This is a genomic window from Haloprofundus salilacus (genome assembly GCF_020150815.1).
In the GTDB taxonomy this organism is placed as follows: domain Archaea; phylum Halobacteriota; class Halobacteria; order Halobacteriales; family Haloferacaceae; genus Haloprofundus; species Haloprofundus salilacus.
On sequence record NZ_CP083724.1, the window covers coordinates 299083 to 323138 of the forward strand.

22 protein-coding genes and 1 pseudogene are annotated in these 24056 nt (G+C 64.0%); 7 read left to right on the forward strand and 16 right to left on the reverse strand.

Going from position 1 to position 24056, the window contains the following annotated elements; translation table 11 throughout:
- Nucleotides 1-57: 57 nt before the first annotated feature.
- From thiD to LAQ58_RS18085, 6 genes are all read right to left on the reverse strand, one after another.
- A complete protein-coding gene (gene thiD, locus LAQ58_RS18060) occupies nt 58-891 on the reverse strand; it encodes a bifunctional hydroxymethylpyrimidine kinase/phosphomethylpyrimidine kinase (RefSeq protein ID WP_224450260.1) in 834 nt (277 codons plus the stop codon).
- The gene (locus tag LAQ58_RS18065; protein ID WP_224450261.1) at nt 888-1619 is read right to left on the reverse strand and encodes an SDR family NAD(P)-dependent oxidoreductase; all 732 of its coding nucleotides are present in this window, start codon (nt 1617-1619) and stop codon (nt 888-890) included. Before LAQ58_RS18065 ends, thiD begins: the two co-directional genes overlap by 4 nt.
- Entirely contained in the window at nt 1616-2452 is an 837-nt protein-coding gene (gene thiM / locus LAQ58_RS18070) for a hydroxyethylthiazole kinase (RefSeq protein ID WP_224450262.1), read from the reverse strand. Before thiM ends, LAQ58_RS18065 begins: the two co-directional genes overlap by 4 nt.
- A complete protein-coding gene (gene thiE, locus LAQ58_RS18075) occupies nt 2449-3081 on the reverse strand; it encodes a thiamine phosphate synthase (protein ID WP_224450263.1) in 633 nt (210 codons plus the stop codon). The genes thiM and thiE overlap by 4 nt, the downstream gene beginning before the upstream one ends.
- A 314-nt stretch (nt 3082-3395) precedes the next feature.
- A complete protein-coding gene (locus LAQ58_RS18080) occupies nt 3396-3917 on the reverse strand; it encodes a gamma carbonic anhydrase family protein (protein WP_224450264.1) in 522 nt (173 codons plus the stop codon).
- Between the two features lie 118 nt (nt 3918-4035).
- The gene (locus LAQ58_RS18085) at nt 4036-5487 is read right to left on the reverse strand and encodes an RtcB family protein (protein ID WP_224450265.1); all 1452 of its coding nucleotides are present in this window, start codon (nt 5485-5487) and stop codon (nt 4036-4038) included.
- A gap of 205 nt (nt 5488-5692) precedes the next feature.
- Between LAQ58_RS18085 and LAQ58_RS18090 the strand changes: the two genes are divergently transcribed.
- Nucleotides 5693-5935: a ribbon-helix-helix domain-containing protein gene (locus LAQ58_RS18090; protein WP_224450266.1), complete on the forward strand. Its 243-nt coding sequence runs from the start codon at nt 5693-5695 to the stop codon at nt 5933-5935.
- A 75-nt stretch (nt 5936-6010) separates the two neighbouring features.
- Here LAQ58_RS18090 and LAQ58_RS18095 read toward each other — a convergent pair whose 3' ends face one another.
- A complete protein-coding gene (locus tag LAQ58_RS18095) occupies nt 6011-7261 on the reverse strand; it encodes an RNA-guided endonuclease InsQ/TnpB family protein (protein ID WP_224450267.1) in 1251 nt (416 codons plus the stop codon).
- 464 nt (nt 7262-7725) lie between these two features.
- Between LAQ58_RS18095 and LAQ58_RS18100 the strand changes: the two genes are divergently transcribed.
- Nucleotides 7726-8049, forward strand: a complete 324-nt coding sequence (locus LAQ58_RS18100; RefSeq protein ID WP_224450268.1) for a DUF7853 family protein — start codon at nt 7726-7728, stop codon at nt 8047-8049.
- Nucleotides 8050-8221: 172 nt separating this feature from the next.
- On the opposite strand, the gene LAQ58_RS18105 is transcribed toward LAQ58_RS18100, so the two are convergent.
- Complete coding sequence (locus tag LAQ58_RS18105; RefSeq protein WP_224450269.1) at nt 8222-8797, reverse strand: halocyanin domain-containing protein; 576 nt, start codon at nt 8795-8797, stop codon at nt 8222-8224.
- A 320-nt stretch (nt 8798-9117) separates the two neighbouring features.
- On the opposite strand from LAQ58_RS18105, the gene LAQ58_RS18110 reads away from it, so the two are divergent.
- On the forward strand, nt 9118-10083 hold the full coding sequence (locus LAQ58_RS18110) for a diacylglycerol/lipid kinase family protein (protein WP_224450270.1): 966 nt from the start codon (nt 9118-9120) through the stop codon (nt 10081-10083).
- A 154-nt stretch (nt 10084-10237) separates the two neighbouring features.
- Here LAQ58_RS18110 and LAQ58_RS18115 read toward each other — a convergent pair whose 3' ends face one another.
- Both LAQ58_RS18115 and LAQ58_RS18120 read right to left on the reverse strand, forming a co-directional pair.
- Entirely contained in the window at nt 10238-10516 is a 279-nt protein-coding gene (locus tag LAQ58_RS18115; protein ID WP_224450271.1) for a PadR family transcriptional regulator, read from the reverse strand.
- Nucleotides 10517-10902: 386 nt separating this feature from the next.
- Nucleotides 10903-12186: an MFS transporter gene (locus LAQ58_RS18120; protein ID WP_224450272.1), complete on the reverse strand. Its 1284-nt coding sequence runs from the start codon at nt 12184-12186 to the stop codon at nt 10903-10905.
- Between the two features lie 280 nt (nt 12187-12466).
- On the opposite strand from LAQ58_RS18120, the gene LAQ58_RS18125 reads away from it, so the two are divergent.
- Nucleotides 12467-13435 carry an MBL fold metallo-hydrolase gene (locus LAQ58_RS18125; RefSeq protein WP_224450273.1) on the forward strand — a complete coding sequence of 323 codons (969 nt, stop codon included), beginning with the start codon at nt 12467-12469 and terminating at the stop codon, nt 13433-13435.
- A 210-nt stretch (nt 13436-13645) separates the two neighbouring features.
- Here the strand turns inward: LAQ58_RS18125 and LAQ58_RS19265 are convergent.
- The 4 genes and pseudogenes from LAQ58_RS19265 to LAQ58_RS18145 all read right to left on the reverse strand — a co-directional run.
- Nucleotides 13646-13747, reverse strand: a pseudogene (locus LAQ58_RS19265) (toxin-antitoxin system TumE family protein); the annotation flags it as partial.
- A 186-nt stretch (nt 13748-13933) separates the two neighbouring features.
- Entirely contained in the window at nt 13934-14401 is a 468-nt protein-coding gene (locus LAQ58_RS18135; protein WP_425490748.1) for a DUF7342 family protein, read from the reverse strand.
- Between the two features lie 115 nt (nt 14402-14516).
- Complete coding sequence (locus tag LAQ58_RS18140; RefSeq protein ID WP_224450276.1) at nt 14517-15968, reverse strand: zinc ribbon domain-containing protein; 1452 nt, start codon at nt 15966-15968, stop codon at nt 14517-14519.
- The gene (locus LAQ58_RS18145; RefSeq protein ID WP_224450277.1) at nt 15965-17140 is read right to left on the reverse strand and encodes a thiolase domain-containing protein; all 1176 of its coding nucleotides are present in this window, start codon (nt 17138-17140) and stop codon (nt 15965-15967) included. Before LAQ58_RS18145 ends, LAQ58_RS18140 begins: the two co-directional genes overlap by 4 nt.
- A 121-nt stretch (nt 17141-17261) precedes the next feature.
- On the opposite strand from LAQ58_RS18145, the gene LAQ58_RS18150 reads away from it, so the two are divergent.
- Nucleotides 17262-18029 (forward strand): enoyl-CoA hydratase/isomerase family protein, encoded by a 768-nt coding sequence (locus tag LAQ58_RS18150; RefSeq protein ID WP_224450278.1) that lies wholly within the window; start codon nt 17262-17264, stop codon nt 18027-18029.
- Nucleotides 18030-18063: 34 nt separating this feature from the next.
- Here LAQ58_RS18150 and LAQ58_RS18155 read toward each other — a convergent pair whose 3' ends face one another.
- Nucleotides 18064-19311 (reverse strand): orc1/cdc6 family replication initiation protein, encoded by a 1248-nt coding sequence (locus LAQ58_RS18155; protein ID WP_224450279.1) that lies wholly within the window; start codon nt 19309-19311, stop codon nt 18064-18066.
- A gap of 998 nt (nt 19312-20309) precedes the next feature.
- Between LAQ58_RS18155 and LAQ58_RS18160 the strand changes: the two genes are divergently transcribed.
- Entirely contained in the window at nt 20310-21569 is a 1260-nt protein-coding gene (locus tag LAQ58_RS18160; RefSeq protein ID WP_224450280.1) for a cytochrome P450, read from the forward strand.
- A 55-nt stretch (nt 21570-21624) separates the two neighbouring features.
- On the opposite strand, the gene LAQ58_RS18165 is transcribed toward LAQ58_RS18160, so the two are convergent.
- The gene (locus LAQ58_RS18165) at nt 21625-22317 is read right to left on the reverse strand and encodes a hypothetical protein (RefSeq protein WP_224450281.1); all 693 of its coding nucleotides are present in this window, start codon (nt 22315-22317) and stop codon (nt 21625-21627) included.
- A gap of 234 nt (nt 22318-22551) precedes the next feature.
- Between LAQ58_RS18165 and LAQ58_RS18170 the strand changes: the two genes are divergently transcribed.
- Entirely contained in the window at nt 22552-24054 is a 1503-nt protein-coding gene (locus LAQ58_RS18170) for a PH domain-containing protein (protein WP_224450282.1), read from the forward strand.
- Nucleotides 24055-24056: the final 2 nt, after the last annotated feature.

Below are 24056 nucleotides of genomic sequence, written 5' to 3' on the forward strand. Positions count from 1 at the left end.
GGCGTTGAGGCGATCGAACGCGACATAGGACCGCGTATGCGTCGCCGACGACGGCAGTTACCGAGACGAGGGGTGCCAGCGTTCGGCGTCGACGAGGTGGTCGACGCTCCCCGGTCCGCGTCCGACGTCGGCGGGTCGAGCGATTGCGGCGTGAGTGAACTCGATGCCTCGTTCGACCGCCTCGACCAGTTCGTCTCCGTGCGCGAGTCGGGATGCGATGGCGCTCGACAGCGTACATCCCGACCCGTGGGTTCGGTCGGTGCGGACGCGCGGGTTGGAGAACGTCACCGACCGATCGGGCGTGACGAGCGTATCCCGGACGGTATCGGCGTCGGTATCGACGTGGCCGCCTTTGAACAGGACGGCGTCGGCGCCCCAGTCGAAAAATGCCGTCGCGGCCTCGCCTCTCGATCGCTCGTCGCTCGGGTAGACGCCGGTGAGAGCCTCCGTCTCGTCGGCGTTGGGCGTCAGGAGCGTCGCGCGCGCGAAGAGGTCAACGTATGCGTCGACGGCGTCGTCGTCGAGCAGTCTGTCGCCCGAGGTAGCGACCATCACCGGATCGAGAACGACCGGACCGTCGGAGTCACGCAGACAGTCGTCGATGGTTTCGACGGCCGATGCGGCCGCGAGCATCCCCAGTTTGACGGCAGCGACATCGAAATCGCCGGTCACCGCCTCGAACTGCGCCCGAATCTCTTCGTCGGGCAGCACGTGGGTGGAGTCGACGCCGCGAGTGTGCTGCGCCGTCGCCGCCACAACGACGGAACCGCCGTAGACGCCCAGACGAGTCATCGTCTTCAGGTCGGCCTGGATCCCCGCGCCGCCGCCGGAGTCGCTGGAGGCGACGGTCAGCGCGTACGGCCGCGTCGTCGCTTGCTCCGGGACGGTCATCGGAACTGCATCCCTCCGTTGACGTTGAGAATCTCGCCGTGCGCGAAGGAACTGTCGAGAAGGTAGCGAACGGCCTTCGCAATCTCCGCCGGCGAGCACGCGTAGTCGGGCAGATGGGTGTCGAGGGTCTCGTGGCCCAGAAAGTCGGTTGACTCCAGATAGTCTACGATGACATCATTCATCGAGGTGTCGACCGGACCGGGGGCGATAGCGTTCACCCGTACGTCGTCCGGGCCGAGTTCCCTCGCCAACGCGCGAACCAGACCGTGCAACCCTGACTTGCTGGCAGCGTAACTCGTATCGACGGTCCCGGCGGTGCCGCCGATGCTGGAGAGGAAAACGAGCGACCCGGCGGACTCGCGTAGATGCGGAACAGCCGCCCGCGCAACTCGGAATGAGCCGACGAGGTTCGCCTCGACGACGCGGGACCACTGCGCGTCCGTCGACTCGTCTATCGTCGCCGGGTCGACGACGCCGACAGTGTGGACGACGGCGTCGACGCCGTCGAGTCGGTCGGCCGCGGCGTCGAAGAAACTCGCGACGGACGCCGAATCGGTGACATCCATGTGGAAGGCGCTTCGCTCGAAGCCGGCGGGAGCGCCGTCGACGAGCGCGTCGGCCGTCTCGCCTTCCGTCAGATATGAGAACGCGATGTCCGTCTCTGAGAGCGATTCGACGACGACGCTGCCGATGCCGCCGGTGCCGCCGGTGACGACGACCCCCGTCACGCCGACACCTCCCGAATCCGTTCCGAGAGGTCGGCGTCGAGGTCGTCTCCGGCGTCCATCCCGGCGACCGCGTCCAGAAACGCGACCTTGTAGCTCGCCGGTCCCTCGTAATCGCCGTACTCGCCCGCGGCGGCCCGTTCTCCGGCGAGACCGTACGCCGCGGTTCCGGCGAGAGCGGCGGAGAGTGAGTCCTCCAGCGCGGCCGCGAAGACGGCGAGCGTTGCGCCGAGCATGCAACCGGTTCCGACGACGGTGCCCATCATCGGATGCCCGACGTCGACTTCGTACGCCGCCTCCGCGTCGGCGACGACGTCCGTCTCGCCGGAGGCGACGACGACGGCCCCCGTCCGTCGGGCGCACGAGACGGCGGTCTCGGCGATGCCGGCGTACTCGCCGACCGACTCGACGCCGCGAACTTCGGCGTCCTCGCCCGCGAGCGCCGAGATCTCGGCGTGGTTACCGTTGACGACGGCGGCGTCGAGTTCGGTGACGAGGCGCGCGGCGACCGCGGAGCGCGTCGGCGTCGCGCCGACGCCGACCGGGTCGACGACGACCGGAACGTCCCGTTCGTTCGCGGCACGTCCGGCGGTCAGCATCGCCGTCTCGCCGCGCTCGCTCACGGTTCCCATGTTCAACAGGCAGCCGTCGGCGCTCTCGACCATGTCGGCGACCTCCCGAGTGTCGTCGGACATGACCGGCAGGCCGCCCCAGTGGAGCGTGACGTTCGCCACGTCGTTGACGGTAACCTCGTTCGTGAGCGCGTTGACGAGCGGAGTGTTCGCTTCGACGGCCGAGAGCGCTTCGGAGACGTCGAAGTCGGACGCGTCGGTCATCGTGCCCGCCTCCCGGTCTCGACGGCCGACGCGAGTCGACGCGTCGTCGCTGCAGGGTCAGACGCGCCCGCGATTTCGGAGACGACCGCGACTCCGTCGGCCCCGGCTTCGACGACGCGCCCGGCGTTCTCTGCCGTGATGCCGCCGATCGCGACGACAGGGATGTCGACGGCGTCCGCAATCGCCGCGACCGCCTCGACGCCGACGTTCGACTGGGCGTCGGACACGTCCTTCGAGGTGGTATCGAAGACCGCCCCGACGCCAAGGTAGTCCGCACCCGCGTCGACCGCCCGCCGAGCGCCCTCGACCGTCGAGACCGAACGACCGACGACCGCGCCGTCCGGGAGTTGCGCGCGTGCGACCGGAACCGGCAGGTCGTCGTCGCCGAGGTGGACGCCGTCGGCGTCGACCGCGACGGCGATGTCCACGCGGTCGTTGACGACGAGCGGGATTCCCGCCTCGGTTGTCAGTCGTCGGAGTGTGCGCGCGAGTCGATAGCGCTCCCGCGCAGTCGCGTGTTTCTCCCGCAGTTGTACGACGTCGACACCGCCGTCGATAGCCTCGCGCACTATGGTCTCGCTCGACCGGCCCTCAGAGAGGTCGGCCTGCGTGACTAGATACGTGTCCATCGGTGCATTCATCGGTGGTATTCATCAGTGATGGCCTTATCGACAAAACGCTTGCTATCGGTTACCGAGGGGAGGAGACGATCGTCGTATCACCGGCTTTCGGCGGATACAGAGCACTGCGACCGGAGGTTTACTGCACCCGGCAGTACGGTGCGGATTCAGACGAATCCGCTCAACAGCGTCACGACCGCGTACGCAACTGTCGCGGCTGCCCTCCCGACGAGAACATCTCGGACCTGTCGACGTCCCATCAGCGGTCGTCACGAAACGTCGACTTGCGCCGACGGCGAAGAACATGAGACCGGCGAGGGCGACTACTCGTCGAACAGTTCGTCGTGTCTGTCGACCAAGTTGCCGTACTCACCCGACGAGTACTTCGAGAAGATTTCCTCAGCGCTGACTCGTTCGTCCGACAGCGGCGTGACGCGGGCGGGGACGCCGCGGACGTACGATTCGGCGGGAATGTCGTACTGTTCGGGGACGACAGCACCCGGGGCGACGACGCTTCCCGCGCCGACTCGAACGCCGGTGTTCACCGTCGAGTTGAACCCGATGAGCGACCCCTCTTCGACCGTCGCCTCGTTGATGACCGCGCCGTGGCCCACCATCACTCGGTCGCCAACCGTCGCAGCGTGGACGACGGCGTTGTCGCCAACGTGGGACTGGCGGCCGATTCGGACCGGCCCGATGTCGCCGCGCAGGACAACGCCGGGCCAGACGCTGGCGTCCGCATCGACGACGACGTTGCCGACGAGCGTCGACTCGCGGCTTACGTTGGCGTCCGCGTGAATCTCCGGTTCGACTCCCTCGAAGCGGTAGTGGCGCTTGTCGGTCATAGGTGAGAGTAGGAAACCGACGAGCAAAATCGTTCACCCGCGAGCGGTCCACACTCGTGGAGAACCGACCGTCGTATCCGACCGCTTTGCTTTGACCGATTCAGTTCGCTTTGCCCACTTACTTCGCCTTGAGGTTGTGGACGACGTCCAACCGGTCGACGATCTCGGCGGTAGGTTCGAGGGCGTCGGCGATGGCCTCGGCGGGTTTGTACGCCATCGGCGCTTCGTCGAGCACCGACTCGACGACGGACTCCGAGTAGATGCCGTCCATCGCCTCGTCGAACGCGTTGAGCGAGAGCGACTCGAACGCGGCGGTCCGACTCATCACGCGACCCGCGCCGTGGGGGGCCGTCGAGTGGTACGCCTCGTTCCCCTTCCCGCGGGCGAGTATCGACCCGTCGGCCATGTTGAACGGGACGACCAGTCGCTGCCCCTCCCGCGCCGGCGTCGCACCCTTCCGAATCGTCAGGTCGCGAAAGTCGATGAAATTGTGCGTCGACTGGAACCGGTCGACCGGGTCGACGCCGAGCGCGTCGCAGACGGCGTCGCTCATCAGCTCTCGGTTCCAGCGGGCGTACTGCTGGGCGAACAGCATGTCGACGAAGTAGCCGTGAGCTTCCCTGCCTTCGAGCCAGTCGAGTTCGGACTGCTGTCGGTCTTCGTTGGTCGGCGGTCGGATGGCGGAGAGCCTGTCGAAGGCGTCTTCGATGTTGCTCCCGTCGAACGCTTCGCGGACGCGCTCTCTGCGGATGTGGGACTCGCCCTTACCGCCGGTGACCCACTCGAAGAGGTCCGCGTCGCCGACCGTCTCGGGATCGAACTTCAGGAACCGTTCGTCGCCCTCCCGAATCGACTCGCGAATCGCGTCGGCGGCGCGGTAGTCCGACGCTCGCCCCTGCCAGTACTGCGCGACTGCGAGTCCGAGGTACCGGGAGCCGCTGTGGATGACCAACCAGTAGTCGCCGGACTCGCGCGCGCGGGCGAACTCGACGAAGTGGTTGCCGCCGCCAAGCGTTCCAGCGCTCTGGATGATGTGTCCCATCGACGGACGACGGTCCGCGAGGACGCGCTGACAGAGCGACTCGAAGTACGCCCCGTCGTAGCCGTCGAACTCGAATTCGACAGGGTCGACGGGTTCGCCGAACTGGTCGCGGTAGGCGGCGTCGAACCGCTCGAACTGCTTGTTCGTCCGGTCGAACGGGAACTCGTCGACGAGATGCGGCGCGTCGTCGTAGTCGTGGACCTCCCGGCCCATCGGGACGGCGTCGCGGACGCGCCTCTCGCGCTCCGGGTCCGAAAGCGGAAGTTCATCGCCGAGGTTCGTCACGCACATCCCGCAACCGATGTCGACGCCGACGATGTTCGGGACCACTCGCTCGGCCAGCGGCATCGTGAATCCGATAGGCGCGCCGGACCCCCAGTGGGTGTCAGGCATGACGCGCACGGGTTCGGTGAACGCCGGGTGATCGACGAGCGTCCGTATCTGCTCCAAGCAGCCGTCTTCGACCAGGCTCTCGTCGTCAACCATCACGCGGGCGGTCGTGTACTCCCCGTTCACCTCTATCGGCATGGTATCTACCGATTCGTTGCACCGGTTGGTTATCAAACTGGCCTGTGAGTGTCACGCTGACACAGACCCGTCTGCGGACCGAACCGCTCCTGAAAGATTCGAATGGAGAATAGTAATCGCTGGAGAGATAATGTAAATACTGAAAGACACGGTATTCGACCGATAACGTGCGACCTATAACCCCGACCGCTCGTACCAACTTCATATGTCCAGAGTCGAACTGACGCTGCCCGACGACCTCTCGGACCGAATCGACATGCTCGTCGAACAGGGCGAGTTCCTGACCCGCCAGAAAGCCATGGAAGAACTGCTCTCGATGGGTATCTCGACGTACGACACTGTCGACGACGAGGACCCAAAGATGGAGGAAGGGCTGTTCAACCAGGCCGTTACCGACCAGCAGGACCCCGCAATACGCGACGAGGGCAGCGACGACTACGCGTTGTAAACTACCCCACCCTACTCCCTCGGCGCTACGCGCCTCGGTCCTTGAGGGTGGGGCTTTGATGTGGACTCCCGGCGATTAGTCTCCAGTAACAGGCTGGTGACTCTCGCCGTTCAACGTCCCACCATTCACACGCAGGTCTACTTCTGCGTCTCCGTCCCCCGGCTTGGGCGAGGAACGGAGTCTGTGTATCCGTTTTCGGGCGTAACGTAGCCCGATGTTCTTCGCGGCGTTGTAGTCCGCGTTCACTGTGTACCCGCACTTCACACAACAGAACTGTTCGCCGTGGCGATTATCGTCGTGCGTGAACCCACAGTCCGTCCGAGAACAGCGTTGGGACGTGTGGTTCGGCGCGACTTGCTCTACGGAAATACCCTGTTCGGGGGCCTTGTAGGAGACGTACTCGAACAGGCGTCGGAACGCCCATATGTGATGCCACTGCGCATGCGGAAGCCGTTCTCGAATATCGGTCAAGTCCTCGAACGCGATAACGTTGCAGTCGTGTTCGGCGGCTTCCGTGACGATTTCGTTGGCGACCGTGTGGATGTACTGTTTCCGCCACGCTTCATCGCGCTTGCCGAGTCGGAGCAGGGCGTTGTGAGCAGCTTGCGTGCCACGCTGTTGTATCTCGCCACGTCGCTTCTCGAACTCACGGCACCAGTGGTCGTAGTCGTCTCCCTGCCAGAAGCGCCCGGTGGAAGTGACGGCGAGACTGTTGACGCCGAGGTCGATACCGAGGACCGTTTGGTCGGGGTGCCAGGTATCTGCTGGAACCTCCGCGTTGTCACCGTTAATCCGCCGTGTCGAGATGTTGAGGTAGAACTCGTCTGTTGCCGTGTCGTACCGGAGCGTACTCTCGCGGAACTCGTAGTCCTCGGAGAGTACGTACCGCTCGTAGGGAGTCGGACTGTCTGCGGGGAGAACGAACGGACATTCGACTCGGCCCTCAACTGTCGCCAATGACGCTTTGCGTCGGTAGAAGGTCGCGCTTCGCGTGTCGTAGTCCATCGTTTCGGCGGTGAACGTCGGACAGGAGACGCGCCGTCCCTTCTTCCATCGTTCGACAACACCTTTGATAGCTTCGACGGCACGACGTATCGATGCTTGGACAAGTTGCGCCTGCAACTCCGTCTCGGCTCGAAGTTCGGCGTAGAGTGTGTCTCGAACCTGCCGTTTGTTGGTCTTACACTCAGCGTATGAGGTGTCGGACCAACAGTAGTTAGCGGTTCGGTTCGCACAGTACAGATATTGATCGGCAGTTCGGTGGAGTGCGTCGCGTTGCTCGTCAGAAACAGAGAGTTTCATGACGGCGGTTCGACGCACATCCATACTTCAGAGGAGTTCCGACGGTACTTGAACATTCGGGAGTCGGTCGGTCGCAGTATGCCGGTTAGCTCGTACCATGTCGGTTTCCTCTCCGGCCTACTCGCTCGCTACGCTCGTTCCTTGAGGCCGGAGGCTCCACCTTGAATCATGCTGAACCGCTTCAGTTTTCGCCTCGCGCGCTCGCTTCGGCGGCGGGCGGGGACGCCGTAACGATCGCCGACAACGCCTCGACGAACGTCGCACGGCCGCGGCTCACAACTCAGCCAGCGGGTCGTGCATCCGCCTCCGCGAACGAGTCGCAGCGTCAGTACGATGCACGGGGTCGAACTCCCACCGACGGTCACGGTGGTCAGTCGCAATTGGTTCCCCGAAGCGCTGCACACCGGCTGTTAGTCGATTCCTATGCTACGTGTTAGCAAGACTTAGATAGTACCGATGCTAACCAGTAACCGCAACCGAACGAAACGATGCCCTCGATTACCAACGACGCCCCGACGGTCGAACTGGAACTGAGCCTCGAAGAGCAGTGGGTACTCCACCACGTGCTCACCGACTACATCGACGTCGCCAGCGGAGAAGGCGCCGACCTCCCGAAACCGGTTGTCGAGATCGCCCTCGCCGAGAAAATCGAAGCGGGGACGTTCGCGTTCACCGCCTTCGAGCTCGACAAACTCCTGTTCAGATGCCGGTTCCACGCGCGAAACGACGCCGTGCCGGACGCGGACCGGACGGTGGCGCAAGCGTTGGCCGATCGAATAGACAGCGTCAACGGACAGCCGATTCTTCGCTAGCGCTCTTCGGCGGAAAAGCGACAGGTCGGGAGGCAGGTACAGCAAGCTTTCGGTGGTAAGCCTACGAACAGAGGTCTTCTCGTGTGTACAACGTGAGCCACCGAAGTTAGTATCGGTTGAGGGACTCACCGACAACTACCAAAAAATCAGTCACACGAGGTATTTGGCGAGATTACGACTCTTCGACGACGAGCGCGCCCTTCATTCCCAGTCCGCGGTGCGGCGTACAGAAGTACAAGTACGTCCCCGGTTCGTCGGCGGTGTACTCGAACGTCGCGTTGCCTCGCGAGTAGAGTTCACTCTCGAACGCTCCGCCTTCGTCGACGACGTTGTGCGCGCCGCTCGCGGCGACCCACTTCCAGACGACGGTCGTCCCCCGCGAGACGCGGACTGCCGCGGGGTCGTACGCGTACGGGCCGCTGGCGGCGTCCGCACCGACCGTGACGGTGACCTCGTCGGTTCCCGTCTCGTCGACGACGCCGTCGTAGTTGAGCGCGTCCGCCATCCACTCGTCGACGTCGGCGGCGGTCTCCAAGTCGCCGCCGTCCGAGGCGTTCGAACCAATCGAACCGGATGAGTCGTTCGAGCTGTCCGAACCGCCGGAACCGTTCGACGACTCCGTCGTCATCCCGAGACAACCCGAGAGCGTCACACCCGCCGTAGCCGTCGTGGTGAGTGCGAGAAATCTGCGGCGCGTCGACCGCGTCGCCGCGTCGTCAGGACGGGACCGCGGTGACTTCGGGTCCATACCTGCTTTAGGACGAAGCGCAGTGATAATGCTTCCTAAGCGACGACACGGCGGGACAGCTGACGAAACGGACGGGGCGACGTGGGAATTATAGCCAACTCAGTTTAGCGTTCAGCCAGAGGCGGTCAATCGTGACCGAAAGAGAACACCGATACATGAATTGTAGCGGGTCCAATTGACTTAATAGATATTCTGGTAGTTGCGTCTAAATTTACAGTATAGTGAATTGATTATTCCGTCGAACGACTGCGCGGTGGACACGCTGGAACCGAAATGCGAGCACGGAACACCATTTTTACGTCGGGGGTCGAACAAGGAACGTGAACGAGAACGGCCACCGGTCGGCACGCAGCCAGAACGGCGAGCCACCGCGGCTCATCGGGGAGGAAGGTCACCGGAGACTCGTGATGAATCCGACGAGCGGCGGCGGTGCCCACCGAGAGCGACTGCTGGAGTTGGCTGACGAGTACGGCTACGAGGTCGTCGAGACGGCCGAGACGGGACACGCGACCGAACTGGCGAAGACGGCCGTAGCCGACGATATCCGGCGACTCGCCGTCGCGGGCGGCGACGGAACGCTCCACGAAGTCGTCAAGGGACTCGTCGAGGCGGACGCGCTCGACGACGTGACGCTCGGAATCGTCCCCGTGGGAACGGCGAACATCTTCGCGAGAAACGTCGGCGTCGACGACGCCGAATCCGGGTTCAACCTGCTCGAGAACGGCGAGAGACGGCGAATCGACCTCGGAATGGCCGACGGCGAACCGTTCGTCGTCTCCGCTATTGCCGGATTGACCGCCGAGACCAGCGCGGCGACGGGCGCAGAGTTGAAGGAGCGCCTCGGGTCGCTTGCGTTTTTCTACACCGGCATCAAGAAGACGATGGAGTTCGAGAGCCTCCAGCTGGAAGTCAAGACGATCTCACAGGGCGAGGAGACGACGTGGAACGGAGAAGCGCTGTGCGTGCTCGTCGGCAACGTCCGACAGTTCGCCAAGAAAGGTGGACAGGCCAACGCCGAGGACGGACTGTTCGACATCGTCATCGTCGAGGAGATGCCGCCGCAGAGCGCCGTCACCGAGGCCGCCGCCCATCGGATGCTCGGTAAGGATACCGAACACGTCGTCCACCTTCAGGCGAGTCAGTTGACCGTCGAGGGGTTAAATAGCGAGACCATTGCGTTCAGTCTCGACGGCGAGGTGAGTAGCCACGACCGACTCGTTCTTCACACGGTGCCCCGGAGGCTGTCGGTCGCCGTCGGTCCGACCTACGAGGCAGACCCCGCCTGAGGGACCGTGGTAGAAGGGTGACGAAGCGGCGACGAGGCGATGAACTGACGGCGACAGAACGGCGATAAGACGCCTTAGTACCGGCACTTCGACGGGTCGTCCCTCCAAGGAGGCGCACGATACGACGCTGCGGACCGACGGGAGCCGGTCGCTGTCAATCGAGCGAGACGTACTGACCTTCCCACTCACGTCGCTCGCGGAGGCTCTCTCGTCCCTTCTCGGTGATAGCGTAGTAGTTCGTCCGGCGGTCTATCGGCCCTTTCTCCACGTAGGACTTGTTGACGAGCGTGTCGAGGTTCGGGTAGAGACGACCGTGGTTGATCTCGCCTTCGACGTACTCTTCCAACTCGTTTTTGACTTCCTGGCCGGACGGCTGTTCCTGACCAGCGATTACCCACAGCAGGTCGCGTTGAAAGCCGCTGAGGTCGTTCATACGCTACCGAACCAGATTCCTACGTAAAGTTGCTCGTAAAGTCATATTCAGTTATATGTCGTATGTTCTTATATGAAGGCGGCAGCGCCGGCGTCAACCGCCTGGAAGGAGCCGCTGACGAACGACGAGAACAGTCACCCGGTATTGACAAGCAGCACAGTCATTAGTTTCGTACAGTTCTCTCCGTGTGACTGTTGGAGAGTACCCGGTCTCGCCCGGTCCGGGTTCGGTGAGAAGCGAATTCGCGTCCACCATCTTCAGCAGTCACCCGACAGGAGTGGTGCTCAGTTCGGAACGCCGTAATGGGGGTACGGCGTCTCCGATCTCCGGTCACGCTCGGTGCACGGCATTCTCCCGAAACACCACGGAGAGACGCATCGAACGGCTCAGTCGCCCGAGACCGTCACCTCTCCGATGCCGTACTCGTCGCCCCACCGTGCGACGATAGCGACGATGAGACCGACGACGCCGAGGGCGACGACGGCGATAGAGGCGAACGCGACTCGGAAGTCGAACGTCTCGATGAGCACGCCGAAAAGCGGCGGCGCGACGGTGCTACCGACCATGATACCAATGGTGACGACGGCGAAGTTTCGTCCGAGGTCGGCGCGGGCCGAGAGGACGTCAGCCAGTTTGTCGCGGGCGGGTGTGCTCAGACTCCCGACGCTCCCGGCGACGACGGCGGTGACGATAGCCGCTGACGGCGGCAGAACGAACGACGCGAGCAGGAGGACGAACACGGCGACGAGCGCGTAACTGCCGACGATGAGCGGCGCTGGCGCGAACCGGTCCGAGAGGTCGCCGCCGACGAGCATGAACACCGCGCCGACGCCGAACATCACCGAGAGCGTGAGGCTCGCCGTCGACGACTCGACGCCGTACCCCTGTTCGAGGAGCGTGACGACGAACGAGGTAATGCCCCACATCGCCGTCGAGGCGACCAGCGCCAGCAGACCGAGCGCGAGAATCGTCGGCGAGTCGAGCAACGCCCGCGTGCCGGCGCGGAGTCGGCTCGAGAGCGACGGAGTCTGCGACCTCTCGTCGGGGCGCTCCGGCCCGTTCGGTCGACGAACCGACGCGGGGACGTATCGAAGCGAGACGACCACCGCGAGGACGGCGTACAGGAGACCGACTGCCCCGATGAGAGCGAACGCGTGGCGCCAGTTTAGCCCGTCGAGCGAGGAGACGGCGACGATGACGACGGGCGGCGCGGCGAACCCGATGTTTCCCGCGAAGCCGTGGACGCTGAACACCCGCCCGCGGTTCGCCTCGGTCGTCGCGTCCGAGAGAAGCGGGTAATGTGCCGGGTGGTGACCGGCGACGCCAACGCCGAGGAGTATCTGGCCGACGAGAAGCCACTCGAACGTCGGCGCGGCCGCGAGGACGAGTGCGCCGATGCCTCCGAGAACGAGGCAGAGACCGAGCGTGAGTGTCCGGTCGTACGTGTCGGAGAGATAGCCGAACGGGAGTTGGAACGCCGTGTTGATGAACGCCTGCGCTCCCATCGCGAAGCCGAGCGTCGCGATCGTCACGTCGAACTCCGTCGCCAACACGCCGAGAATCGGCGGGAAGAGAACAAGATGCATGTGGTTGACGACGTGCGACCCGCTCACGAGGCTCAGCACGACGAGTGCCTCTCGGGGGAGCGTCCGCAGCGAACTGAACGACACGCGGGAGTGATGACCGTCTCGGTAGTTAGTACTGCGTGAACCGGAAGGGACTGACTCGGTTAAATCGACTGCCGAGGCGGCGAAGCAGGTCGTGGACGCGGTCGAAAACGCGAGCACTAACGAGGGGATTCGCCTCCGCGTCACCCGAGAAAACGCGACGGTGAGATGCAGACGACGTCGAAGAGATCAGTTAGGGAGAAACCGTCGCCGCATTCGCTCGGAGAACCGCCGCGGAGGGCGGTACGGATTTCACGACCGGCGACGAGTGTCGGGACGGAACGTGAACGAGAGCCACCGAATCGACGTGAGCAGGGGAAGCCTCGAAGGGACGAACAGCGCGTACGTGCTCCCGAAACGCGGCGTCGTCGTCGACCCGGGACCGCCAGGCGACGACGCGTGGGACCGCCTCGTCTCCGGTATCGAAGAGACCGGACTCGAACTCCGCGACGTATCGTCGGTGCTCGTCACCCACTGGCACGTCGACCACGCGGGACTCGCGCCGCGACTCTGCGAGACGAGCGACGCGACGCTGTACCTGCACGAGAGCGACGCGGCGTTCGTCGCTGACTACGCGGCCGCGAGACGAGAGCGCGTTGACCGGGACGCCCGAAAACTGGCGGCGTGGGGCGTCCCCAATGAAACCGTCGAGTCGGTGGTCGCGGGCGATAGGCCGTCGCCGATGCCGGACGAGTATCCGGTCGAGTCGCTCGTGGACGGCGACACTGTCGTGGGCGTCGAGACGATTCACACACCCGGACACACGCTCGGTCACGCCGCGTTCGTCGCGCACGGTGACGAACGCAACGACGCTACGCTGTTCGTCGGCGACGCGGTGTTGCCCACCTACACCCCGAACGTCGGTGGCAGCGACACCCGCGTCGCCGACGCGTTAGAAACGTATCAGGGGACCCTGTCGAACCTCAGAGAACGCGCAGCGGCGTCGAGGCAAACGGAAACGGCACATCCGGGACACGGGGCAGAGCTGTCGCTCGGACCCCGCATCGACGAGATTCTGACGCACCACGAGATACGAACGGAGCGAGTGTACGACTGCGTCGAGAAGCGCGGCCCGCTCACCCCGTGGCAAGTCGCGACGCATCTGTTCGGCGAGATGTGCGGGATCCACGTCAAGATGGGCGCCGGCGAGGCGGCCGCGCATCTCTCGGCGCTGGCGGCGGCGGGACGCGTCGAACGGGTCGGTGACGAATCCGGCGACGACGAACCCGTCGTCTACGCGACCGATCCGTAGTGGGTCCAGTAAGCGGTAGCCGACGCTTCGCGCGCGAATCGTTCGAGCAGTCCCCGCGGACCACTCCTCTGAGTAGTGCGTCTGTACTCGGTCTTCGAGCCAATCGAGCTTGTCAAAGAGTACGTACAGATGGTGTTTGTCCTCGAGCGGCGTCGGTTCTACGGCCGAGTCAGCGTTCGGCGGCGGGTGGAGATGTCCAGCGGGAGCGTCCGGCTTTGGGTGTCGGTCCCAACGACACTCCCACCTCTCATCGCGTGCAACCTCCAGGTAGTGTACCGAGTACGCACCGCCTTCGAACCAGCGAACGTCGATGCGGACCTCGGTGACCGGGTCGAGTACTGCGCCTCGTCGATTCGCAGTTCGAGGACGCGCGGTGCGAGGGAGTCAGGTCTGAACCCCCAATCGACGACGAGGGGGTGGGTCGCGGCCCGCCGGGCGAGCAGTTCGAGCGTCGAGATATCGAGCGAGCCGGTCGGTCCTTCGGGGCGGTCGCTCACGTTACGCTCGCGCTCGGTCGTCGCGCATCGACTCGGCTCGCCGAACGGCCCGTTCGAGAACCGAGATGTCACGGCGGACGGTTCGCCACTCCGCGAGTTCGTCCCACCGTTCGTGCACGGATTCGGAGTCAGTGTCGGGGGTCTCGGACTCGATGACCGCGTCAGGACCGGGAACGCCGTACCGCTCTTGAAAACCGCGATCCTCGTCGATCAGTTCGTCGACCCGAGTTCGCAGTTCCGCAGGAGTGTGCTCGTGAGCCAACTGTTCGACCCACTTCCCCCGGAAGTACGGCGGATTTCGCCGGTAAGTCGCGGGCCCTGCGTCGCTTCGGTCTGCGATTCCCATCTCGGCGAGTTGCGAGAGCGCCTGGGGGGCACCGTTCTCGGAACAGTCCGCCCAGTCGGCGAACTGTCGGACGGAGGCGGGGGCGTGCGTCCCGACGAGGACGTCGTAGACGCGCTGGAATATCGTTCTCTCCTGTTTCCACCGCTCCCGCGCGTTTCCCTCCGGGGTCGGCGCTCGGTCATAACTGTGTCTCGGTTAACTAAATTCACATATATTTCTAGTAGCTCAGATATCTTCGCTACCGTCGGTCATCCACCGGGGCGAACTTCACGCCGTACCGCGGAACTCCTTCCTGTTCGTACAGTCTCCGAACGACCGCACGAACCTCGTCGTCGAGTTCGACGGTTCCAGCGTTGGCGTCGGTCAGTTGCACCGGGATCGTCACGGATTCCCCCTTGTGTTCCAGTTCCACGATGGCGACGTCGTACGCGCCGTCGCGTCGCTGCTGCTCGGCGAACTCCGGCGGCGCGCCGCCGTGACCGATGGAGGTGGCCGCGCGGACGGTTCCAGTTCGAGGGAGTTCGACGCGCTCGAACTCGATGCGACGGTGGCAGTTCCGACACGCGCCCTCCGGCGGGAACGTGAGCGCCTCGCACTCAGGGCACCGCCCGGCCGCGAGTCGGTAGCGTTGGTCGAGCGACCGCTGCCACGCCGGGAGGCTGACGTGCGCGCCGCCGCCGGCGACGTCGACGGTGCCGATATAGCCGCGTTCGCGGAGATATTCGGGGTAGGTGACCGAGATGCCGCCGTCGAGTTCGGCGTCAAACCCGCTGTCGACGCGGCCCTCGAACAGCATCGCCGTCGCCCCGCCGCCGCTGCCGAAGAAGACGGCGAGCGTTCGGTCGTCATCCTCGGCGGCATCGAGCGCGGCAGCCAGTCCGAGCGGGACGCCCGCCGCCCCCGCGTCGCCGATTCGGTCGACGACCGTCCCGCGAGCGAGCGTTTCGCGGGGTATCGAGAGGTCACCGGTCGCGCGCGAGGGCATCCGGGCGTCTGGTTGGAACACAGCCGCGCCGTCGACGTCTGTGATATCGACGTCGAGTCTATCGGCGGCGTCCGGGTCCGCACCGAGGCCCTCGACGGCGCTCGTCACGCTCTCTCGAATCGCGCGTCGCTCGTAGCTGGTGATGTCGAGTCCGGTCAGTTCGTCGCTGCCGCGTTCGCGGTAACTGATGCCCGCGAGTTCGTCGACGTGACTGGTCGAACCCAAACGTTCGACGGACCCACTCTCCGCGAGGAGAAACGCCGCGGCCCCGGCACCAAACGGGTGGTCGGCGCTCGCCGGGTCGCCGCGCGGGAGGTCGGCGGCGACGACGAGGGCGGGACCCTCGGCGTCGAACCCCGAGTCGAGGGCCTGTGCTCCCGCGAGCGTGCTTTGCGTGAATGTCCGTATCGAAGTCGACGTCGGAAGTCCGAGCGCGCGGACGAGACGCGGCGCGATCTCCTCGGCGTCGAGCGGCGGCGTCGTCGTCGCGAGACAGACCGTCGAAACGTCGTCAGGGTCGAGGCTGCTACGAGAGAGCGCGGACTCCGCCGCCGCGACCGCAAGCGTCAGCGCGTCCTCGTCGACCGTCGGGACGGTCTTCGACTCGATTCCAGCGCCCGAATAGCGACCCCACACGTCGGCGACCTCGTCTGCCGAGATTCGGAGTCGCGGGAGCGCGACGCCGACGGCGTCGATGGCGTTCATCGCTCCCCTCCGCTCGACCGCTCGAACAGATGGACCGTCGCGCCGCCGCCGCTCCCGCCGACGTTGTGTGCGAGACCGTATCTCGGACTCTCGACCTGCGTGTGCGCCTCGCCCCGGAGTTGCTCGAATAGTTCGACTATCTGGCCGGTCCCGGTCGCGCCGATGGGGTGGCCCTTCGATTTCAGCCCACCGGAGGTGTTGACTGGGAGTCGACCGTCGGGATCGGTGACGCCCTCGCGGAGCAACCGTCCGCTCTCGCCGGGGTCACAGAAGCCGAGATCCTCGTAGGCGACGAGTTCGGCGATGGCGAAGCAGTCGTGGACCTCCGCGATGTCGACGTCGGTCGGACCGATGCCGGCCTCGCCGTAAGCGCGTTCAGCGGCGCGGCGACTCGCGGGGATGCTCGTGAGCGTGTCGCGCTGGAAGAGACCGACGTGTCCGCTCGACGCGCCCATCCCAGCGACGCGAACCGGGTCGTCGCTGAGTTCGAAGGCCGCCTCCTCGCCGGCGACGATGACGGCGCTCGCGCCGTCGGTCGTCGGACAGCAGTGGTAGAGATTGAGCGGGTCGGCGACCGTCGGAGCGGCCATCGCGTCTTCGAGCGAGCACTCGAAGCCGAGGTGGGCGTTCGGGTTTCGCGCGCCGTTGGCGTGGTTCTTCACGGCCACACGCGAGAGATCCTCCGTCGTCGTCCCGTACTCGTTCGTGTGGGCGCTCGCCATCTGCGCGTAGACGCCCGAAAACGTCGTCCCCGAAAGTCGCTCCCACTCGGTTTCACCGCTCACGCCGAGCCACCACTTCGTGTGGTCCGAACTCGTGTCGGTCATCACCTCGTAGCCGCCGGCCAGCGCGATGTCGGCCAGTCCCGCTCGAACCGCCGCGACGGCGCTCCGAAACGCGTACCCGCTGGCGGCGCAGGCGTTCTCGATGCGAGTCGTCGGAACGCCATGGAGACCGACGTGTTCGGTCACCGCCGGGCCGCTCAATCCGAGTTGTCGGCCACCGACGCCGAGGGTGCCGACGAACGCCTCGTCGATTCGCTGCGGGTCGAGTTCCGCGTCGACGCTCGCCGTCGCGCGGTCGAACGCCGTCTCGAACAGGGACCGATAGCTCTCGTCCGGGAACGACCCGAACGGCGACTGCCCCGCCCCGACGACGTACACGTCTGTCATGCCCCGAGAAGGGAGCGAGAGCGAGAAAAAACCATAGGACGAGGCGCCGGTCGCTGGCGCCGGAATCTCCGACCGATGTTCCGGCAGCCACGTTTAACACCGACCGCTCGGTGCACTCTGCATGGTACGCACCGAAGTCGACGGTCGGACTTGGACGCTCACGTTCGACCGACCTGAGGCACGCAACGCGTTCACCGAGTCAACGGCACGGGAGTTGGTCGCCGCGCTCGGAGAGGCGGCGGACGACGACGCGCGGGCGGTCGTCCTCACCGGCGAGGGCAAGGCCTTCAGCGCGGGCGGCGACCTCGAAGCGATGCGCGACCGCGAGGAGACGCCCGCCGAGGCGTACGAACGGGTACAGGAGACACTCAACGCGGTCGTCGAGGCGATTTTAACGGCTCCGTTTCCAGTCGTCTCGAAGGTCAACGGCGACGCCGTCGGCGCGGGGACGAACGTCGCCGCAGCCTGTGACTTCGTCGTCGCCGACGAGGGGGCGCGGTTCGGAGAAGTGTTCGTCAACGTGGGGCTCATCCCCGACAGCGGTGGCACCGTGCTTTTGCCACAGTTGGTCGGCCTCCGGCGGGCGAAGGAGTTGACGATGACGGGGCGACTGTTCAATGCCAAGGAGGCGCGGGAGATGGGCCTCATCAACGAGGCCGTCGAGAGTGGAGAACTCGACGCGGCCGTTTCCGAGCTCCTGGAGACGCTCGCGTCGAAGCCGACCGAGACGCTCGCGCTGATAAAACAGGGACTGCACGAGAACGTCGGCCGACCGTTCCGCGACGGGTTGGAGCGGGAAGCACATCTGCAGGTACAAGCGTACGCGACTAACTCGCACGCGGAGGGAGTCGACGCGTTCTTGGAGGGTCGGTCGCCGGATTTCGAGTGAGGAGCGTACGAAGGGGCTAGTGGCCCGTATCCGTTCAGACGAACGACTCGAACTTCTTGTCGTTCCCCGTATCGGGGAGGTACTCGACGATACTGCGGTGCGCGCCGACCTCCTCGATGAGCGTCTGGAGCGCGTCGACGACGGTGGCGATATCCCGGTTCAGTTCGTGTTCGCGGTACGTTCCGCCGCTCTGTCCGCGGTGCTGCTTGTGCGAGACCGTGAGGTTGAGAATCTCGAAGTCGGAGAGGAATCCACGGATACGGCGCGCAGTTCGGGGTTCGCGCCGGGAGTGGTGACAGAACTCCTTGTAGCGCTGGTAGACGATGCGCGAACGCGCCGGCGACTCGCCTTTCGCGCTGAGCGTCGTCAGCGCGTACAGCGTCAACTGCTCGTGTTCGGTGAGATCGCGCATGATGTCCATGCTCTGCTGGGCCTCGAGTTTCTCCTGGGCGCGCCGGACGTGGTCTGTCGTCACCTTGGTCGCCTTCTCCGTTCGCGCCAAGTCCCCCGCTTTCCTGAGCAGCGTGATGGCGCGGCGCGCGTCGCCGCCGTCCTGTCGGCCGTGAGCGGCGCATAGTGAGAGCACGCCGTCGTCGAGCGCACCCTCGTAGAAGGCGATATCGGCGCGCTGTTCGAGCACTTTCCGGAGTTCGCCCGCGTCGTACGGCGGGAACGAGATTTCGGTCTCGCAGAGCGACGACTGCACCTTCGCGTCAAGGCGCTCGCGAAACGTCGAGTCGTTGGAGATGCCGATGAGACCGAGTTGGATGTTGTCGATGTACCCGTTGTTGTCCGCCCGCGTGATCTGATAGAGGAACGTGTCGTCGCGGATGTGATCTATCTCGTCGAGGACGAGGAGCACCGTCCCCGTGAGGTCGTTGAGTTCGTTCCACAGCAGGCGGTACACCTTCGACTGCGGATGACCGGTTTCGGCGATGTGGTGTTCGGGTTCGCGGAGCTCGTTGATGAGCCGAATCGCGGCCTGATAGCTGGTGCTTAACCCGTCGCAGTTCATGTCGACGACGGTGAGTTCGACGTCGTAGAACTCGGCTGACTCCGCGAGGTCGTTCAAAAGAAAGTTCGTGACGGCAGTCTTTCCAACACCCGTTTTCCCGTAGATGAAGATGTTGTCGGGGTACTCGCCGTTTATCACAGGTTGTAGCGCCGCCTCGTACGCCTCGGTTTCGTCGTCGCGGCCGACGATGTCGTCCGGAACGTACTCCACCTTCAGCGTGTTCCGCTGTTTGTACAGCGTGTCGTCCGGTTGGAATCGCGGGGTCATCTGAGTCGGCCTCCGGTGAGAGAAGCCGTGGTTCGAGACTTAGTTGTTTCGACCATCGTTTCCACTGTTTCCAGTATAGCTCCCCCTCGGCTCTCTTTCCGCTAATCGGTTTACACCCCTCCGTTTCCAGTAAACCCGGACAGAACGTTCGAAGAGCCGGTGAGAGCAGCGATATCAGTTCTCACGAGTAGGGTAGCTGCGCAGTTCGAATCGATTGGACGAACGCGGACAATCGGCGTTAGACGTAGATCGGCAAATACAGACAGTCGGCGATGAGGCGAACGCGATTGCCGTTGAGAAACAGCAAACGAATAGAAATTGTATTGAGACTGAATACTGTGGCTGAAAATCAGTCTGGCGGGTTTTAACTCCCACGCTGACCGTAAGACCCCGGTATTTCCAGTAAATCTGTCGCGTCACATTCTTTCGAGATGACCGCTCGAACACAACTGCCCGCTTCCAGTATTTCCAATAAAGTAACATTAATATAGTATGGCACCCCCAGAATTTCCAGTAAATGCGCAGGAAATTTCGAACCGCGAGACTAAAGCGAGGTCGATCTCGTAAGACGGACCTGACACCCTCCCCCCATCGTTTCCAGTAAAGGAGGTTCCGAGAGTGGGGGAGGGGTAAGACGGGTATCTATTCCTAGCGAAACATTGATTATCTTGTCTACTTAATTGGTCCGTAGGCTCGAAATCGAGTCGAAAGAAAAAGACAGTCGTTTTTCTTTGAGTTCACGAATTGCGTGAGAGTATCGTCCTTGCTTCCTCCCCCACCTTTTCAGCTCCGTTTTACTGGAAACGGTGGGGAGGGTGTGTCCGTCCACATCCACCGTCCAACAACTTGTTAGCGTATTAGTGGAAACGATGGGGGTCCCGTCTGTCAGAAGCACATCTCGACGGCAGAGCCAGCGCCGTACTGTCCGTGTGACAGCATACTCTCTGCAAAGAATAGCTTCGTGAACGTTGATTGGGCTATCTACTGTACCTTCTTTGATGAGTTCAACCGATCCGCAAGGACTGCAAGCGTTCCCCGACGAACTCTCCAGTCGTGAATCGTGGCTCGAACCGTTCGGGTGGTACCAAAAGATGCGAGACGAGGCGCCCGTTCGATACGATGCGTCCCGCGGGTCGTGGGACGTGTTTCGTTACGACGACGTGAAACGAATTCTCGACGACGACGAGACATTCTCGGCCGACCCCGAGCGGGCGAACGATTACATCGAACCCGAAACCGAGGGCGAGGGGCTGATTCTTCAGACGATGCTGTTCGAGGATCCGCCGAGACACGACGTTCTCCGGAGCGTCGTCGAAGAACCGTTTCGATCGCGCGCAATTCGACAACTCGAACCGCGAATACGGGAGTTGACCGCGAATCTGCTGGACGATGCACTCAGCAATTCCGACGGATCCAGCAATTCCAGCGGCCCCGACAAGGAGATGGACGTCGTCGGCGACATCGCTTACCCGCTCCCGGTGATGGTCATCGCCGAGCTGCTCGGCGTTCCGGTCGAGAAACGCGACCAGTTCAAAACGTGGTCGGACACGTTGGTCGAGGCCGCGAGCGACGACGTGGACACCAAAGCGTACATGGATGATCAGCGACAGGTCCAGATGGAGATGGCGTGGTACTTCCTCGAACTCATCGAGGAACGTCGCGAGAACCCGCGTGACGACCTTGTCTCGCGAATCGCCACCGCCGAACTTGACGACGGGTCCCAGCTCGCTCGCGAGGAAGTTCTCGGCACGTGTATCCTCCTACTCGTCGCGGGGAACATCACGACGACAAATCTCATCACGAACGCCGTCCGCTGCTTCGACGAGACGGACTCCTTCGAGACCGTCCGCGGCGACGACCGGGCGCTCGCGACGACCATCGAGGAGGTGCTCCGCTACCGTTCGCCCGTTCAGGCAATGACGCGCGTCGCCAAGTCGGACGTGACAGTTCACGACGCGACCATCGAGGAGGGCGACCGCATCGTCGTCTGGCTCGGATCGGGAAACCGCGACGAGCGCAAGTTCGACGACGCCGAAACGTTCCTCGCCGACCGAGCGCCGAACCAACATCTCGGCTTCGGCCACGGCACACACTACTGTCTCGGCGCGCCGTTGGCTCGTCTCGAAGCCAAAGTCGTCCTCTCGGAACTCCTCGACCGAGCGATGGACCTCCGAGTGACCGAAACGGAACTCTCGCCGACGCGGAGTTCGTTCATCTACGGCGTCGAGTCTCTCCCTGTCGCGTTCGAGACGCGCTAAAGCGCACGTAAAGGGGACGATGACCACACCGGTGGCGGTGAACGAGACGGCGAGTTCACTCCAGCGACAGCGAGAACCCCCACGTCGCCTGTTGCTGGGACTCCATCGACTCCGAGAGGACGTTGTACGTCGCCTCGAAGCGGAACTCGCCGACCGGAAGGCAGGCGTCCTCGCCAGGCGTCGCGTAGAGGTTGACCAGTTTTGCGGTCGACTCTCCGGGTTCGAGGGCGACCGTCCGGTACTCTTCGGTGACCGCAATCGATTCGGCGAGACGCCAACATCCCGCTTCGGCGTCGTACTCGCCGTCGGCGGGGAGGAGTATCAACTCGCCGTCCGTATCCGAGACGTACTGGAAGAACACGTCGCGACCTTCCCCGATTCCGACCGTGCGGTCGCTCTTGTTGGTCACCGTCACGCGGAGTTGCGGGGGGTGGTCGTCAGTCGCGACGGCCTCGGTCAGTTCGACGCTCGGGACGACGGGTAACTCCGGGGACTCGTCGGTGTTCGAGAGGACGGCTCCCGGACCGCCGGTTCCTTCGGGGCGCGTGCCGCCCGCGCCTCCAGAGTCGTTGCCGTCGGTCGGGAGACCAGAACCGTCACCGTCGCCTCCGGAATCCGAACCGTCACCGCCGTCCGGGGTGCCCGAGTCGTCGCCCCCCGGGTTCGCTGCGTTCGACGTACAACCGGCGATCGTCGAAATCGAGAGCACGCCGGCAGCCTTCAGCATCGTTCGTCGCGTCGGGGACATACAGACAGATTGTCTGACGAGGTGATAACAGCGTGGTAAGCACAAACGCTCGTTTGAGTGTTCGACTCTCCGGTAGGACGAATCTCCGTCGATCGCCGCCAGGGACATTTCGGGCACTAAAATTAGGAAAATTATAGTGTACATTTATTTTAACTATCCTATTCACCAACTTATTATCGAAATCATTGGGAGAAAAGAAACTATTTATATCGTGCTTTCAGATGAACGAACAGAATGAATTTCCAGCGCGACTTCGCCTCTCCCGCAGTGACGGTCGCGCTCGTTTTCGCCCTCCTCACCGTGGCGGGTGCGCCGGTCGCCGCGAGCGCAGTCCAGGACCGAGACGAGCGCGCCGTCCACACAGATGACCGCGGCGTCACCTCTCAGCAATCGACCGCACAGAACGCAACAACCACCGCCGACGCGAACGATGACGCCGACGAGTCGAGCAAATCGAACGAATCGAACACCACACAGACCGTCTCGTCGCCGACTACTACTCCTGCTCCGACGCCGACTACAACCCTCACTCCGAATCCGACCCCCGACGGAGGGATCGCAGGCGAGACGAGTTTCGAGATTTCGTCGCTCTCTGCGCCGACGACGGTTCGGCGCGGCGATCGAATCAGCGTAGGTGCTACAGTGACTAACGGTGGCGCGTCGAGCGGTGCGGAACGCGTCAACTACTCCTTCGGCGGGGCGGTCGTCGCTACCCAGCGAGTGACGCTCGACGCGGGCGAATCCACCCGCGTCACGTTCCGGTCCTCGCTCTCGGAAATCGAACAGCGCCGCGGGTCGGCCGTCCCCGGAAGCTACGTCCACGGCGTCCGGAACGAGACGGGCGACGGCGCCGCCGCGCGCGTTCGAGTGACCCCGAACGTCGACTTCACGGTCCAGACGTTCGACGCCCCCACGGAGCTCTCGCATGACGAACCGTATATCGTCCTCGCCACGGTCGAAAACCCCGGCGACACGACGATTACGAGGACCGTGGCCTACGAGTTCGACGGTTCCGAAATCGGCGAGAAGACCGTCACCGTTGACGGCGGGAAGCAGCGACAGGTCGCGTTCAAGATTGCGCTCGCCGACGTCGAGGCGGCGGTCGGTCCGGTCGCCGACGGGACGACGCACAACCACGGCGTCGTCACCGGCGAGTCGAGACGAGGCGGGGAGGTTCGCATCGTCGAAGGGCCGAGCGCCGACGCGTCGACGCTCGCAGTCGAGGACCTCCAGGCGGAAAATGACATCCGACCGGGCGAGATGGTGTCGGTAAACATGACCGTCCGCAACGTCGGGTTGAGCGACTTCGAGGGACAGCTTTCGTACCGACTCGACGACGCTATCGTTGCCACCGAGTGGGTCCACGTCCCCATCGGTCAGCAGCGGACGGTCCAGTTTCGGCTGAGTTACGCCGACGTCGAACGTGCCGCGGTCCCGCTGTCGTCGCGCGACACGACTCACGGCGTCTGGGTCGGCGACGAGTCGCTACGGACCCGTCCGGTCACGGTCCACGCATCCGTGGAGACGCCGACGGAGACGCCGCCGGCGGCGACGTTCACACCTGCCGGGAGTTCGACACCCGACTCGTCGGGTTCCGCGTCGTCGGGTGACGGCGAGTGCCGGCGCGGGTTCTTCAGCGAGTGCGGCGGGACGGCGATGGACGAGACGACGCTCACGCTCGTCGGTATCGCCACGTCGGTGCTCGGAATCGTCTACGAGATGCTCAAGAGTCGATAACC